The following is a 14,652-nucleotide window of genomic DNA, read 5'->3' on the forward strand; positions in this document are numbered from 1 at the left end:
ATAAAAAAGAAGGAGAGACACCATGAACACAACATTCGTTTACGTCGGCAGCTTTACCATCAAGGACGGAAAGGTTGAGGACGCACGGAAGTACCTGGCGGAGCAGGCCGAGTTCTATGAGATCAATGAGCCGCGGCTCATCTCGTTCAATTTCTACATCGATGAGGCCACTCGCAGGGTTACCTGCGTTCAGATCCACCCGGACGCCGACTCCATGTTGAATCACATGGAGTTGATCAGCAACCACCTCCGTGCCGGGCTGGACTGGATGGACAAGATCGAGCTCGAGCAGTACTACGGCAAGAAGTCGCAGCGGCTGGCCGAGGTCCTGGAGCCATGGTCGGCCCCGCACGTTCCGGAGCGGTACTTTCCGGAGCACCTTGCCGGCTTCAACCGCAGCACGGTCCGCTAAGGAGGGGTGATGATCAGCATCGAGAGCACCGAGTTGATCCACCGGCCGGTGAATCAGGTGTTCGCCTTTGTATCGGACATACGCAACGACCCGCAGTGGCATACGGACATCCTCGACGCGGAATACGACGCCACAGGACCGGCCGGACCCGGTGCCGGCGCCACGTTCCGGACCCGGTTCAAGCCGTTCATGGGAGAGTCCGAGGGGACAGGTACCGTCACTGTGTACGAACCCCCTCGCCAGGTGGTGCTCACCTCGCAGATGGGGAATATGAAGCCCGTCCTGACACTCACTGTCGTGCCCGAGGACGGCGGTTCACGGATCACCCGCCGCCTGGACATGGAGCCCAAGGGGATGCTCCGGATCGTGGCGCCCTTCACCGGCGGAATGATGCGCAAGCGCAACGCCGGCTTCCTCACCAATCTCAAGCGGGTCCTCGAGGCCGACAACCCCGAATTTCGCTGACACCGAACGGCCCAGGCGACATTGCCCTGCCTCTTGGGCCGTCAACACAGCCATCCTTCCCTTGCAGTGCCCCACGCATCGGGCACAATGAGCATCATGGTGCGTTGGAGCGAGGAGAGGGTGATCGGCGCTGCCCCGGATCAATCTTCTCTGGCGGCTGCCCGCAAGCTGGCTCATCCGGGCCCTTGGTCCGATACCGGCAGCAATGATGTTTTGGTGTGGGGCAAATGTCAGGGCAGCGGAAAGACCCCTTACCAGGTGAGCGTGGACACTGCTACGCCTGCCTATCGTTGCTCGTGCCCGAGCCGGAAATTCCCGTGCAAGCACGCGCTGGCATTGCTTATCCTCTGGGCCAGGGGCGAGGCGGCCGACGCCGGCGAGGAGACCGCTGACTTCGCCCAGGAATGGGCAAAGCAGCGGGAGGACCGGGCCGCAGACCGGGAACGTCGCCAGTCCGGGCAGCAGCCGGACCCAGTAGCCCAGGCCAAGAGGCTGGCTGACCGATTGGCGCTGATGGATGCCGGGATCGCGGACTTTGCCCGTTGGTTGACCGATCTGGTGCGGACGGGGCTGGCTGGCGCCCGCAACCAGCCGTACTCCTGGTGGGATGCTGTAGCTGCCCGCCTGGTCGACGCACAGCTCCCCGGTCTGGCCGATCAAGTACGCACCATGGGATCTGAGGTGCACGCCCGCACGGATTGGGCCGATTATCTGCTGTTTCACGCAGGTCGCTGGTGGGCTCTCACCAAAGCCTGGGGCATGAGGGACCAGCTGACCCCTGACGAGTTTGCGGACCTCCGGGTGGCCGTGGGATGGGCCACTGCCACCGCCGAAGTTCAGGGTACCGGGGCGTTGCCTGGTCCATGGCTGGTTCTCGGCGCACACCGGAGCGATGACGGGCGCCTCCAGCAACAACGCACCTGGATTCGCGGACCCGGCGGGAAGGTCGCCGTCGTCCTCGATTTTGCTGCCCAGGGTCAAGCACTCGCGACGCCTCAACTGGCCGGGGCGGAGTTGGACGTCACCGTCGCTTTGTACCCTGGCTCGGCACCGCAGCGGGCCATGTTTACCACCCCTGTTGCACCCCGCGGGTTGGCCCGCAGCCTGGGTGAGGGCTGCAGCATTGCCCAGGCTCTGGAACAGGAATCGGTGGCCGTCGCTCTGTCGCCATGGCGCGGGCGTTATCCGGTGCTGTTAAGTGGGGTCCGGGTCTCCGCTGGTGACGCCGGCTGGCTGCGTGATGGATCTGGTGACGCCCTGCCAATTGTCGATGCGTCCCTGGACTCCTTGCTGGCACTTACCGGCGGTTATCCTGTCGACCTGTTCGGCGAACTGGAGGAGGGCCGCGTGCGGCCGCTGACCGTCGTCGTCGGCGAAGCTGTGATGACCCCATGAGCTGGCTGGCTGAGCTCCGGACATCTGCGCTTCTCGGCACGGGAAGGCACTCACCGCCGTCGCCGCCCGAAGATTTGGGTTTCCGCCCGCCGGATGGCCTGTCGCGGGAGGAGTCTTTGCTCGACCAGGCAGCTTTGGCCGACGTCATCACCCGTGCAGTTCGCCGCCCCAGCAGTTTCGATAGAGCGATCGACACCGCGTACCGGCACCATGATGCAGCGCCGCCTGACGATGCCCCCGAAGTTTCCGGTGAAGCCGCCCGGTTGCTGGAACTGCTGCTCACCCAGCCACCGGTCGGCCTGGAACTCCGGGCGCAACTGGTGACGGACTGGCTGCAGCTCGCCAAGGAGTCCCGACGGCGAGTACCGCACCGGCTGCTCCCGGCTCTGCTCACCCTCGCTGACACCAAGCCAGGTGTTGAAGAGCATTTGCAGCCTGCGATCGGAACCCGGGGCCGCTGGCTTCAGGACATCACCCGGCCCAAGGAGGCAGTCCCGTCTTCTGCGAATTCTCCTGGCAGCGCGACTGATTGGGCAGAGCTTGGGACTGCCGATGCCGCCGTAGAAATCGAACGGCTCCGGCGAACCGACCCCGGGGCCGCCCGCGACCTGCTGAGCACGCAATGGGACACTCTCAGCGCGAGGGAACGCGCCACCCACCTGGGCACCTTCGCTACAAACATCCAGGCGGAAGACGAAGACCTGCTTGAAATGGCCCTGGACGACAAGGCGAAGAGTGTGCGGGAGGTGGCTGCGACCCTGCTGGACAGGCTCCCCGCCAGCGCCCGCGCCCGCAGGATGGAGGCCCGGTTGCGTCCGCTGCTGCGCGTGAAAGGCTTGCTGCGCAAGCAGTTCGAGATCGATCTTCCTCCTGAGCCGGATGCCGCGGCCCTGCGCGACGGGATTGCTCCGGATCCCCGCACCGGTGAACCGGACCGGCTCGGCCGGCTGGAAACGATCATCAGAGGTGCGCCCCTCGACGTGTGGACGACGGCGGCCGGCCGCAGTCCAGCGGCAACCATTGCACTGCTGGAGGGCGAAACCCGGGTCATCAACGCGATTCTCGACACAGCGGTGCTTCGGGCTGACCTCGACTGGGTCCGCGCGCTGTTCAGCGTCCGCAAGGACGTGCGACTGCTGAACTGCCTGCCCGACCGCGAGCGCGAGCTCTCACTCGTGCGTTACATCCGCGACGGCGGCACGAACCCAATATCACTGGTCCCACTGCTGCGGGACGTGCCAAGGCCATGGGCCCGGCCGTTGGCTGACGAAGTACTCAAACTGGTCACCGCCAAGAACGGCGGCCAGCTGGCCGCGATGCTGGCCGGGTTCCTGCCCCTGGCGGTTCCGCTCGACCTGGCCGATCAGTGCCGCGGGCTGCTCGAGCGCTCAGACGAGGACGCCGCGCGGCGCCGGGTGCTGCGTGATGTCGTACAGTACCAATCATTCCGACAATCATTGACGGAGGCCTTCCGATGACCGATGCCTACTCCCCTACTGACGTTCTTCGCGCCCACGCCGAGGACGCCTATGCCGAGGAACTCAGGGAGTTGGCCGCTGCGGACGACCGGCCCCGGCCCCCCAGCTGGCGCCTCTCGCCATGGGCAGTGGCCACCTACATCCTCGGCGGCACTCTGCCCAACGGCGTCGAGATCACTCCGAAATATCTGGGCTCGGCGCGCCTCGTGGAAATCGCCGTGGCATCACTTGCCACCGACCGGGCGCTGCTGCTGCTAGGGGTACCCGGCACTGCGAAGACGTGGCTGAGTGAGCATCTGGCCGCGGCCATTTCGGGTACGTCCACCCTCATAGTTCAGGGCACCGCGGGCACCCCGGAAGAGGCACTGCGGTACGGCTGGAACTATGCGCGGTTGCTGGCCGACGGGCCGTCCCGCGCAGCAATGGTCGCCGGGCCGGTGATGCGCGCTATGGAGACCGGAAGCCTGGTGCGGGTGGAGGAGCTCACCCGCATCCCCTCGGACGTGCAGGACTCCCTCATCACGATCCTCAGCGAGAAGATCCTGCCCATCCCTGAGCTGAATGCCGAAGTCCAGGCGCGCAAGGGATTCAACGTCATCGCCACGGCAAATAACCGGGACAAGGGAGTCAACGACCTCTCATCGGCACTGCGTCGGCGCTTCAATACCGTGGTGTTGCCGCTTCCTGACACCCTTGACCAGGAAGTGGAGATCGTCAGCACCCGGGTCCGCAGCCTCGGCACGGCCCTGGAGCTTCCGGCCGATCTGGCGGCACTCTCCGAGATCCGCCGGGTGGTCACCATCATGCGGGAACTGCGTTCCGGGGTAACACAGGACCAGCGGACAACGCTCAAATCGCCGTCAGCCACCTTGTCCACCGCGGAGGCTATCTCTGTGATGACGAACGGACTGTCGCTGGCCGCGCACTTCGGTGACGGAACCGTCAGGGCACCGGATGTCGCCGCAAGTTTGGTGGGCGCTGTGGTGAAGGATCCCGTGCAGGACAGGGTGATCTGGCAGGAGTATCTGGAGACAATCGTGCGCAACCGTCCGGACTGGAAAGACCTCTACCGTGCCTGCCGTGACCTTGAGACCCCGAATTGACCGCCGTCGAAGCGGCCGCCGTCGAACCGCTCCCATGACACGAACCGATCCGTGACAGACGTCCACGTCCTGGGGATCCGGCACCACGGTCCCGGTTCCGCGCACTCGGTCGCCGAAGCCCTGGCAACCCTCCGCCCGGATCTGGTGCTGGTTGAGGGTCCGCCGGAACTTGACCAGGTTCTGCCGCTGCTCTCGGATCCGGAGATGACGGCGCCCGTGGCAGGGCTGATCTACGTGGATGACCAGCCGCGGCTGGCCTCGTTCTACCCGCTGGCGAGCTTCTCCCCGGAGTGGGTGGCCATCCGCTGGGCCCTGTCGACCGGAACAGAGGTGCGCGCAATTGACCTGCCCGCGGCGCACACCTTCGCGCTGCACCTGGCTGCTGTGCCCGCCGAACCGCAGTTATCAGAGAACGACGGCGGCACTTCCGTTGAAGACGCAGGTCCTGTTGTGGACGTGCAACAGCCATACCGTCCCGACGCCATTGCGATGCTGGCGGAGGCTGCAGGTTACGCCGACGCCGAGCGCTGGTGGGAGGACGCAATCGAGCACCGGAACACAGGTCCCGTGGACCGGTTTGCTGCCATCACCGACGCCATTGCGGAAATCCGGGCGGTTGACAACAGGCCCGGTGACCACCCGGATGTGAAGGAGAACAACCTGCGGGAGGCTGCCATGCGCCGGCTCCTGCGCGCTGCCATCCGTGAAGGGCACGGAACCATTGCTGTGGTGTGCGGTGCCTACCACGCCCCGGCGCTGCTCCCCGCCGGCTTTCCCCCGGTTTCCGCCGACAACAAGCTGCTGGCAGGCCTGCCCAAAGCAAAAGTTTCCGTCACGTGGGTGCCGTGGACCTCGGATCGACTCAGTCTGCGCAGCGGATACGGTGCGGGCGTCACCGCGCCCGGTTGGTATCAGCATCTGTTCGCCCACTGGACTGGGAAAGATTCCACCGGAGATGTGGCCACCACCTGGCTGGTCCGCGTTGCCCGTACTCTGCGCAGGGAAAACCTCGACGCGTCCACAGCGTCCGTCGTGGAAGCAACCCGGATGGCAAATGCCTTGGCTGCGGTACGTGGACGGCCTAGCCCCGGACTCACTGAATTGGACGATGCCGCGCAGGCCGTACTCTGTGACGGCTCACCGCTGCCGCTGGCCCTGGTGCACCGCGAAATCACGGTCGGACTTGAGCTGGGGAACGTGCCGGAGTCAGCGCCCACCGTTCCGCTGGCCGCTGATCTCGCTGCCACTCAGCGCACGCTGCGGTTGAAACCCGGTGCAATGGAAGAAGTCCTGACGATCGACCTGCGCAAGCCGAATCAGCTGGCCCGCTCGGTACTGCTGCACAGGCTGGCGCTGCTCGGAGTGGACTGGGGTATCCCCAGTGAAACCGGCCGGACCACAGGCACGTTCAAGGAGGCGTGGACACTGCGCTGGGAGCCCGAGTTGTCTGTCGCCGTGGTGGAAGCCAGCCGCTATGGCACCACCGTTGCCTCAGCAGCCGCAACATATGTTTCCGAACGCGCCCAGGCTGCCACTGGCCTCACCGAACTCAGCGACCTGCTCGCAAGCTGTCTCCTCGCCGATCTTCCTGACGGGATCAGCGCCGTAGTGTCGGTCCTCGCAGAGCGCGCCGCTTTGCAGCAGGATGTTCCGCCGCTGCTGGAGACCATTGCCCCTCTGGCCCGGACCTGCCGATACGGCAACGTACGCGAAGTGGACGTTACGGAAGTGCGGAAAATTCTTGACACGACTGTGGTGCGGGCCTGTGTTGGCCTGCCGGTAGCTTGCGCCGGCCTGGACGATGAAGCCGCTGCAGTAATGAGACGGGCCATTGACGCAGCACAGCATGGTTTGTCACTGTTGCCGGAGCTGCCGCTGGACGACTGGCACCGGGCGCTGGCCGCTGTTTCAGGTTCGGATCGGATCCACGGAGCTGTCGCCGGGCGCGCCACGAGGCTGTTGCTGGACGCTGGCTTGGTGGACAGGGACCAGGTTGCGGCCAGGCTCAGCCGTCGGCTTTCCATCGCCACTCCCGCCCCGGAAGCCGCCGCCTGGCTCGATGGCATGCTGTCCGGCGACGCCGTGCTGCTGATTCACGACCGGCGCGTGCTGCAGATCGTCGATGAATGGATCACCGGGGTACAGGACGAAGTCTTTGCCGACGTGTTACCCCTGCTGCGAAGAACCTTTTCATTGTTCGGCCCGCCAGAACGGCGCGAGATCGGCGAGCAGCTAAGCCGGGTTGATGATCTCAGGCAGACTGCAAACACGATGGCGCTTGACCTGGCAGACGCGGGGCCGGCAATCCGCACGATGGCGAGGTACCTGGGATGGAAGACGAAATCGTGACTGACACGAACTCTGATGGCCGCGACAGGCTCAGCCGCTGGCGCCTGGTGCTCGGCGGACATGGAGCTGACGGCGTCACAACAGCCGAAGGCCAAAGCGTAGCCCTCTCGGCAGCCGACCAGCTCCGTGACCGTGCCCTGGATGAACTGTACGGGCCTCCGAAAAAGGGCCCGGGAAGCCTGGGCGCGTCCAGTCCCCGGGTGTCCCGCTGGCTCGGCGATATCCGGGGATATTTCCCTTCCTCCGTAGTTCAGGTGATGCAGGCGGACGCCATGGAGAGGCTCGGCCTGCGGCAGCTGCTCCTGGAACCGGAGATGCTGCGCACCGTGCAGCCGGACATCGGACTGGTGAGCACGCTCATCGGGCTCGGCCGGGTTATCCCCGAGCACTCCCGCGAGACCGCCAGGATGGTGGTCCGCCAAGTGACCAGCCAGCTCGAGGAGCGGCTGCGCTCCAAAACAGTTCAAGCCGTTTCCGGAGCATTGAACAGAGCGGCACGGACCAGACGCCCCCGCCATCGGGACATCGACTGGAACCGCACCATCGCGGCCAACCTCAAGCACTACCAGCCTGAACATCGCACCATCGTGCCCGAGCGGCTGGTCGGGTTTGCACGGCGCAGCACGGAAGTACAACGCGAGATCATCCTGTGCATCGACCAGTCCGGGTCCATGGCCGAGTCGGTGGTGTACTCCAGCGTGTTCGGGGCTGTGCTGAGCTCGCTTCGGTCAGTGCGCACCCGCTTGGTGGTCTTCGACACGGAAGTAGTTGACCTGTCAGAGGACCTCGAGGATCCGGTGGACGTGCTCTTCGGCGTGCAACTCGGCGGCGGAACGGACATAAACCGGGCGCTCGCCTACTGCCAGAACCAGATCACCCAGCCCACCGAGACGATCCTGGTGCTCATCAGTGATCTCTACGAGGGCGGCATAGCCGAGGAGATGCTGAGAAGGGCCGCCGCCATCGTGGGATCAGGAGCCACCATGATAGCCCTGCTGGCGTTGAGCGACAGCGGCCACCCGACCTTTGACGCAAACCATGCCGCCGCCTTAGCGGGCATCGGAGTCCCTTCCTTCGCCTGCACGCCAGATCTGTTTCCGGAGATGATGGCAGCGGCCATTGAACGCAGGGATGTGGGCGAATGGGCAGCTGCGCACGACATCGTGACAAATCACGAGACGCAGCAATGAGGATTGTTACTTGTGGACGCCGGGTCACGGGCCGAGGATGATGAAGCAGTGACTGCTGATGAGTCTGCAAGCGCTAGGATCCCCCGGCGGGCCACTACAGCCGATGCCGCAACCGTTGCCCGACTGCTACATGATTTCAATACCGAGTTCGACACCCCCACCCCCGGCCCCGACGCCTTGAAAAGGCGCCTGACGTACCTGCTGCCCGGGGACGATCTGGTCGCATTGCTCATCGGCGAGCCGGCAACCGGACTCGCTGTGCTCAGCTTCCGGCCCAACGTCTGGTCCGACGGCCCCGTTGCGATCCTGGACGAGCTCTACGTCCGTCCCGGCTTACGAGGCCGACGTTTGGGCAGTGCGCTCCTCACCGAAGCCTGCGACCTGGTCCGCCGTCGGGGCGGCGAACTGCTGGAAATCAACGTTGACGGCGACGATACCGAGGCACGCCGGTTCTACGAAGCCCGGGGGTTCAGAAACACCGAACCGAATCGGACTGACCCGCTGCTTTACTACTTTCGAGAGCTATGAGCCGCTGTCTGGGTGCGACCTTTGAGCGTTGGAGTTTCGGCCCGACCCGCCTGCTGCGAGCTGCATGAGTGTGGAGTCGAAGTCGAGGTCCTGGGTGGTCTGCGCAGCCCTCGTGGCCCGGCTGGCGAACTCGTGCTGGTAGCCATTCCAGGCAGCGTCCGCGATAGCGCGGCCGACGCCCGTACCGATGACCTGGGCGAGTTCCTGAGCGGCGCGTCCGATCCGTTCGCCAAATGCCGGCGAGCCCCAATCCTCGGGCGCTGCGAACACTGATGTGGGCAGGGTCAAGGCGCGGAAATAGGCAAAGAGTGAGCGCAAATGGTCGTCGACGACGAGCGCGTGACGTGCCGTTCCTGCCGTGGCGGCGATCATCACGGGCTTACCGATGAGGAGGTCGTTGTCGATCAAATCCACAAAGGATTTCAGGAGACCGCTGATACTGGCCTTATAGACGGGAGTCGACACGATGACTGCGTCGGCCTCCGAGAGTGTTTTCATGGCCTCTTCGATGGTGCTGCCGGGGAAACCTGCGGTGGTGGCGCGGGCAATATCAATGGCGAGGGGAGCCAGCTCAATGACGCGAACCCGCGCGGAGCCGCCCCGTTCAGCCAGCAGGGCGGTGGTTTTCCCGGCCAGGCGGTCTGCCAGCATACGGGTCGACGACGCTTCACTGACCCCCGCCGTGACGACGACGAGAGAAACTGCAGCCCGGGTTGGGCCTGGATCAGCGCTCATGGTTGTGGGGTCCGTTCTTTGGGGCTGTTGAGGGGTGTGGTGTTGCTGCGAGTTCCCGGCACAGATCCCGCAGCAAGGCGAGCTTGCCGGCGTCGAGCGTTCGGGTCATCGCGTCGGCGACCTGCATGGCGTGCCGGGCTCCAACCCTGCGCTGGAGAGCGGCACCGGCAGGCGTGAGCCGCATCCGGGATACGCGCTTATCGTCAGGATCGTTGAACCGCTGGACCAGCCCGCTCTTCTCAAGGCGGACGAACAGCCTCGACAATCCGGGCTGGGTGAGGAGCACGTCCTCACCCAGTTCGGTGATGCGTTTGCCTTCCGGTGCGGTCGAGAGGGCATACAGGACGCCGTAGTCGCGAGGCGGAAGATCGGCCCAGATATCGCTTTGTTCGAGCTCCCTCACGATCGCTGTCTGCGCCCGGAAGAGCGCTTCCCAGGCCTCGTTGGCCAGGCGGGCGTCGCGTGTCATCGTCAGACCACCGTCGGGAAGCGGGCGATCAGATCCGGATCGCTGTCCTGGTAAGGCGAACTGCCGGTCAGGTTGTCACCGCGGTTGGCGCGGGGTTTTGGCTGACGGGGAGCACCGGCGCCGTACTTGGCCTGCACCAGGCTGGCATGAGTGGGGGCATCGGGAACGCCCGGTGCGCGCCGCGCGTCCATTTCCTTACGCAGGACCGGGACCACTTCAGTTCCGAGCATCTCGATCTGTTCAAGTACCTGCTCGATCGGGAGGCCGAACGCGTCAACCACCCACAATTGGCGTTGGTAGTCGCCGAAACCCTCCTGGAAGGACAGGGTCTTATCAATCACCTGATGAGGGCTCCCGACGCTCATCGGGGTGCTTTCCATATAGTCCTCGAGGCCGTAACTGTGGCCGTAGATCGGGGAGCCTTCGAAGTACGGACGGAAGGTGTTGACGGCGTCCTGGGAATTCCTGGCGATGAACGAATGGCCGCCCAGCCCCACAATCGCCTGCGCCGCAGTGCCGTGCCCGTAGTGCTCAAAGCGTTGCCGATACAGGTCCACTAGCGGCTTGAAGTGGAAGTTTGGAGCGAGCAGGTTGTTCGCAAAGAAGCCGTTGCCGTAGTAGGCGGCCTGCTCGGCGATCTCAGGGGTCCGGATGGAACCGTGCCAGACGAACGGCGGAACGTCGTCGAGCGGGCGCGGAGTCGAGGTGAAGCCCTGGAGGGCAGTGCGGAACTCACCCTCCCAGTCGACCACGTCCTCACGCCACAACCGGTGCAGGAGGTTGTAATTCTCGAGCGCGAGCGGAAGCCCCTTGCGGATGTCCTTGCCGAACCACGGGTACACGGGAACTGTGTTGCCGCGGCCGACCATCAGGTCCAGCCGTCCCTTGGCGATGTGCTGGAGCATGGCGTAATCCTCGGCCAGCTTGACGGGATCGTTCGTCGTCATCAACGTGACTGATGTGCTGAGGATGATCCGCTTCGTCAACGCAGCAACCGCCGCGAGGAGGGTCGTGGGGGACGACGATACAAACGGAGGGTTGTGGTGCTCCCCTATCGCAAAGACGTCAAGTCCAACCTCATCTGCCTTCTGCCCTATCCGCAGAAGCGCCTGGATGCGCTCTGCCTCGCTGGGGGTCTCCCCTGTAACAGGGTTCTTTGTAACGTCGCTTACCGAAAATATACCGAACTGCATGATGTCCGCCTTTCATTGTCCTGAGGTACAACAACATGCGCAGTCATGTATTCCCGGTGGACTTTCTTCGTTCGCAGGACAAGGGCCCCGGGGTTTGCGACACTACGTGTATGGGAAAACAGAACGGTCCCGACAGTCGGGTATTCCCCGCGAAACGGGCTATGAGTACGTGACAACGGAACTAGACGTCCTGCGATGAGTGACGACAGACCCGTCCTGGTGGTGGGCGGCACCGGTATGCTGGGAGGTCAGGTTGTGACCGAGCTGCTGGCGCGAGGAAAGCAGGTCCGAGCCCTCGTGCGTGTCGGCTCGGATGCGGCCCGCCTGAAAGCCGCCGGGGCCACCATTGCCCGTGGGGACATGATGATCCCGGGCTCGCTGCGGCGGGCGATGGACGGCGTCGACTGCGTTATCACCACGGCGGCGGGCTATACGCGGCATCGGAAGGGTGACACACCCGAAACCGACATCGTCGGCAACGCCAACCTCGTCGAGGCCGCAAGTGTCGCCAAGGTCCGCAGATTCGTCCTGACGAGCATCCTTACCTGCGACCAGACTCCCGGCGTCCCGCACTTCTGGCACAAGAAGCTGGCCGAGGACCGGCTTGAGGCCTTGGGCATACCGTTCGTGGCGCTTCGGCCCGGCGCGTTCTTCGACCAGGTCACCCGTTTTGGTGGCGACCCGGTCACCAATGGACGCTTCCGGTGGCTCGGCGACCCGCGAATTCCGGTCACGTTCGTGCTGACGCCTGACGTTGCCGGCTGTCTTGCAGCGGCAGTGGATGCTCCCGGCGTGGAAGGCCAGCGGATCGATATCGGCTGGGACCGGCCGGTAAGCATGCAGCAGGTGGCCGAGATCTCCGGACGGCTCCTCGGCAAGAGGATGAAGGTGCAGGCGATCCCCGCCAGATACGTCCGCACAATGAGCACCGTCCTTGGGCCTGTGAACCCCATGTTGAAGGACCTCGGTTCGATGATCGACTGGTTCCAGACCGGCCGGTACGTCGCCGACACTACCCGACAACGGGAGGTCTTCGGCGCCCTTCCCACTCCTGAGGATTCAATAGCGCGGCTGATCACCAGCCTCGGCCATGCAATCGAACGCCAAGCGCTGTAACTCAGTGCAACTTCCCCTGACTCCGAAACACCGCCCATGGGAGGATGGGCGCATGGAACTGCATATCACCGGTGATTCAGCCGCCGACCAGCTACTCAGCAATGACGCCTTCGCACTCCTGGTCGGCATGCTGCTCGACCAACAGGTGACCATGGAATCCGCATTTGCCGGACCCGAAAAGATCCGGACACGCATAGGATCAATGGCCCCGGCCGCAATCGCCGAATACGACCCCGCGGGCTTCGTTGAGGTTTTCAAAGAGCGTCCTGCGATCCACCGCTTCCCCGGCTCCATGGCCGGCCGGGTCCAGGCGCTCGCCGAGACTATTCAGCGTGACTGGGATGGGGATGCGGCTGCCATCTGGACCCGGGACGAACCCGATGGACAGGAAGTGCTCCGCCGGTTGAAGGAATTGCCGGGGTTCGGAGAGCAAAAGGCGAAGATCTTCCTGGCGCTGCTCGGCAAACAGCGGGGGCTTCAGGCAGCAGGCTGGCGTGAGGCTGCTGGTACTTATGGCCAGGAGAACGCATTTCTTTCTGTCGCCGACATCGTTGACCAGGAATCGCTGAGAAAAGTGCGCGCCAGCAAACAGGCTGCAAAGGCCGCAGCCAAAGCCGCGAAGACGTGATATGAAAGCTCACGCACTGTAACCATACGGCGTAGAACGCGCCTCTCTTTGGGCGCATGCACCCCTGTCGGGGCAGAATGAACGCGTGACTCTAACGACTTTCGCCCTCGTCCGCCATGGTCAAACAGATTGGAACGCGCAGCGCCGGCTGCAGGGAGCCACCGATATCCCACTGAACGACGTCGGCCGTGGCCAGGCATGTGACGCCGTCGCTGTCCTGTCCGGCTACGAATGGGACGTGATCGTATCCTCACCGCTGAGCCGTGCCGCTGAAACAGCCGACCTGATTGCCGCGGGGCTGGGGCTCCACGTGACCCGGCGGGTGCCTGGTCTCGCCGAACGGAGCTTCGGACCCGCCGAAGGCCTGTGCGCCGGCCCCGAATTGGACGCATTGCGCATCCCCGGTGGCTACCTCGGGGCCGAAACGGAGGATGATGTTGCCCGCCGCGGGCTGGGCGCCCTGGAAGCACTGGCCGAGGAATTTCCAGGCGGCCGTGTCCTTGTCATCGCCCACGGCACGCTCCTCCGTGTAAGCCTCAGCCGCGCCATTGGCCGCACACTCCACAGCATCGACAACGCCACTCTGAACCTCGCCCACCACCACGCTGTTGATGGCTGGCAGCTCGAATATTTCAACGGCGAACAGGTAACTGTAGGCGTCCCAGGCTGACGGAAAGGTTCGCCAAGGCTTAGCGGAACTCTTGTCGGCGGTGCCATCCGCACGTAACCTTTGAGCGAAACGGGTCGGCAGGAGGTCCAATCATGACATCAACAGAGTCAAACAAAGAGACCGTGGCACGTCTTTTCGACGCCTTTCGAGCCGGTGACACGGAAGCTTTCGGTGAGCTGATTGTGGACAACTACAAGCAACACAATCCGATGCTCGGCGATGGTTTGCAGGCTGTAAAAAGTTTTTTCGCTCAGTTCGGTCCCGTCGACGTCGAAGTTCACCGTGTCATCGCCGAAGGTGATCTCATCGCAGTCCATTCGCACTACAAAACGTTCAATTCTGCCGGCGTTGACATATTCCGCTTCAGCGACGACGGCAAAATCATCGAGCACTGGGATGTTCTCCAGGAAGTCCCTGCCACGACGGCCAGCGGGAACGACATGTTCTCGCAACTCACCTGAGCTCAAGGCATAACCGGCATGGCACCCATCCAACGAATCCGGCCGGAGGGACTCGTTTCAAGCCCGGCCTTCAGTCACGTGGCCATCGTGCCCCCTGACGCGACCACCATCTACGTCGGCGGACAGAACGCTGTCGACGCCGACGGCTCGCTCGTCGGTGCAGGCGACGTGGCCATGCAGTCTGCCCGCGCCCTCGAAAACGTCAGAAAGGCCCTCGCAGCGGCGGGCGCGACTCTCGGCGATGTCGTGCAATGGACAGTGCTCTTTGTGGACGGAGTCGACCTCGCAGCAGCCTACGGGGCAATCGCCTCAGAGCTCGCGTCCGATGAACCCGCCTTGGTGACCGGGGCACGCGTAGCCGGACTGGGCGTACCCGGTGCGCTTGTGGAGATCAGCGCGGTTGCGGCCGTGCTCCCGTGAAAATGCTCTCCTGAACGTGCGGCTATTCCACACGCGGAGT

16 protein-coding genes are annotated in these 14,652 nt (G+C 64.1%); 13 read left to right on the forward strand and 3 right to left on the reverse strand.

All coding sequences use genetic code 11. The annotated features are described in order from the left end of the window. Positions 1 to 22: 22 nt before the first annotated feature. From M1E05_RS11580 to M1E05_RS11615, 8 genes are all read left to right on the forward strand, one after another. On the forward strand, positions 23 to 412 hold the full coding sequence (locus M1E05_RS11580; RefSeq protein WP_461162996.1) for a hypothetical protein: 390 nt from the start codon (positions 23 to 25) through the stop codon (positions 410 to 412). Between the two features lie 9 nt (positions 413 to 421). Continuing rightward, a complete protein-coding gene (locus tag M1E05_RS11585) occupies positions 422 to 877 on the forward strand; it encodes an SRPBCC family protein (RefSeq protein ID WP_461162997.1) in 456 nt (151 codons plus the stop codon). A 96-nt stretch (positions 878 to 973) separates the two neighbouring features. Continuing rightward, positions 974 to 2,272, forward strand: coding sequence for an SWIM zinc finger family protein (locus tag M1E05_RS11590; RefSeq protein ID WP_461162998.1), 1,299 nt, complete (start codon positions 974 to 976; stop codon positions 2,270 to 2,272). Then, complete coding sequence (locus M1E05_RS11595; RefSeq protein ID WP_461162999.1) at positions 2,269 to 3,750, forward strand: DUF5691 domain-containing protein; 1,482 nt, start codon at positions 2,269 to 2,271, stop codon at positions 3,748 to 3,750. Before M1E05_RS11590 ends, M1E05_RS11595 begins: the two co-directional genes overlap by 4 nt. Beyond that, positions 3,747 to 4,853: an ATP-binding protein gene (locus M1E05_RS11600; RefSeq protein WP_461163000.1), complete on the forward strand. Its 1,107-nt coding sequence runs from the start codon at positions 3,747 to 3,749 to the stop codon at positions 4,851 to 4,853. Before M1E05_RS11595 ends, M1E05_RS11600 begins: the two co-directional genes overlap by 4 nt. Positions 4,854 to 4,904: 51 nt before the next feature. Beyond that, positions 4,905 to 7,202, forward strand: a complete 2,298-nt coding sequence (locus tag M1E05_RS11605; protein ID WP_461163001.1) for a DUF5682 family protein — start codon at positions 4,905 to 4,907, stop codon at positions 7,200 to 7,202. Then, entirely contained in the window at positions 7,199 to 8,392 is a 1,194-nt protein-coding gene (locus M1E05_RS11610) for a VWA domain-containing protein (RefSeq protein ID WP_461163002.1), read from the forward strand. Before M1E05_RS11605 ends, M1E05_RS11610 begins: the two co-directional genes overlap by 4 nt. Positions 8,393 to 8,404: 12 nt before the next feature. Continuing rightward, positions 8,405 to 8,920: a GNAT family N-acetyltransferase gene (locus tag M1E05_RS11615; RefSeq protein ID WP_461163003.1), complete on the forward strand. Its 516-nt coding sequence runs from the start codon at positions 8,405 to 8,407 to the stop codon at positions 8,918 to 8,920. Here the strand turns inward: M1E05_RS11615 and M1E05_RS11620 are convergent. The 3 genes from M1E05_RS11620 to M1E05_RS11630 are packed head-to-tail and all read right to left on the reverse strand — an operon-like array spanning position 8,915 to position 11,317. Continuing rightward, on the reverse strand, positions 8,915 to 9,655 hold the full coding sequence (locus M1E05_RS11620; RefSeq protein WP_461163004.1) for a CE1759 family FMN reductase: 741 nt from the start codon (positions 9,653 to 9,655) through the stop codon (positions 8,915 to 8,917). The two genes, M1E05_RS11615 and M1E05_RS11620, sit on opposite strands and share 6 nt — an antisense overlap. Continuing rightward, positions 9,645 to 10,124, reverse strand: coding sequence for a MarR family winged helix-turn-helix transcriptional regulator (locus M1E05_RS11625; RefSeq protein WP_458114118.1), 480 nt, complete (start codon positions 10,122 to 10,124; stop codon positions 9,645 to 9,647). The genes M1E05_RS11620 and M1E05_RS11625 overlap by 11 nt, the downstream gene beginning before the upstream one ends. A 2-nt stretch (positions 10,125 to 10,126) precedes the next feature. Next, positions 10,127 to 11,317 (reverse strand): LLM class flavin-dependent oxidoreductase, encoded by a 1,191-nt coding sequence (locus M1E05_RS11630; RefSeq protein WP_461163005.1) that lies wholly within the window; start codon positions 11,315 to 11,317, stop codon positions 10,127 to 10,129. A gap of 195 nt (positions 11,318 to 11,512) precedes the next feature. Between M1E05_RS11630 and M1E05_RS11635 the strand changes: the two genes are divergently transcribed. The 5 genes from M1E05_RS11635 (at position 11,513) to M1E05_RS11655 (ending at position 14,612) form a co-directional block, all read left to right on the forward strand. After that, positions 11,513 to 12,433 carry an SDR family oxidoreductase gene (locus tag M1E05_RS11635; RefSeq protein ID WP_458114120.1) on the forward strand — a complete coding sequence of 307 codons (921 nt, stop codon included), beginning with the start codon at positions 11,513 to 11,515 and terminating at the stop codon, positions 12,431 to 12,433. A 52-nt stretch (positions 12,434 to 12,485) separates the two neighbouring features. Next, positions 12,486 to 13,061: an HhH-GPD-type base excision DNA repair protein gene (locus M1E05_RS11640; RefSeq protein ID WP_458114121.1), complete on the forward strand. Its 576-nt coding sequence runs from the start codon at positions 12,486 to 12,488 to the stop codon at positions 13,059 to 13,061. 85 nt (positions 13,062 to 13,146) lie between these two features. Next, positions 13,147 to 13,731 (forward strand): histidine phosphatase family protein, encoded by a 585-nt coding sequence (locus M1E05_RS11645; RefSeq protein ID WP_461163006.1) that lies wholly within the window; start codon positions 13,147 to 13,149, stop codon positions 13,729 to 13,731. Between the two features lie 92 nt (positions 13,732 to 13,823). Next, positions 13,824 to 14,192, forward strand: a complete 369-nt coding sequence (locus M1E05_RS11650; RefSeq protein WP_458114123.1) for a nuclear transport factor 2 family protein — start codon at positions 13,824 to 13,826, stop codon at positions 14,190 to 14,192. An 18-nt stretch (positions 14,193 to 14,210) separates the two neighbouring features. Then, positions 14,211 to 14,612, forward strand: a complete 402-nt coding sequence (locus tag M1E05_RS11655; protein ID WP_461163007.1) for a RidA family protein — start codon at positions 14,211 to 14,213, stop codon at positions 14,610 to 14,612. The last annotated feature ends 40 nt before the right edge of the window (positions 14,613 to 14,652 follow it).

The sequence above is a fragment of the Arthrobacter sp. R4-81 genome, from assembly GCF_054792365.1.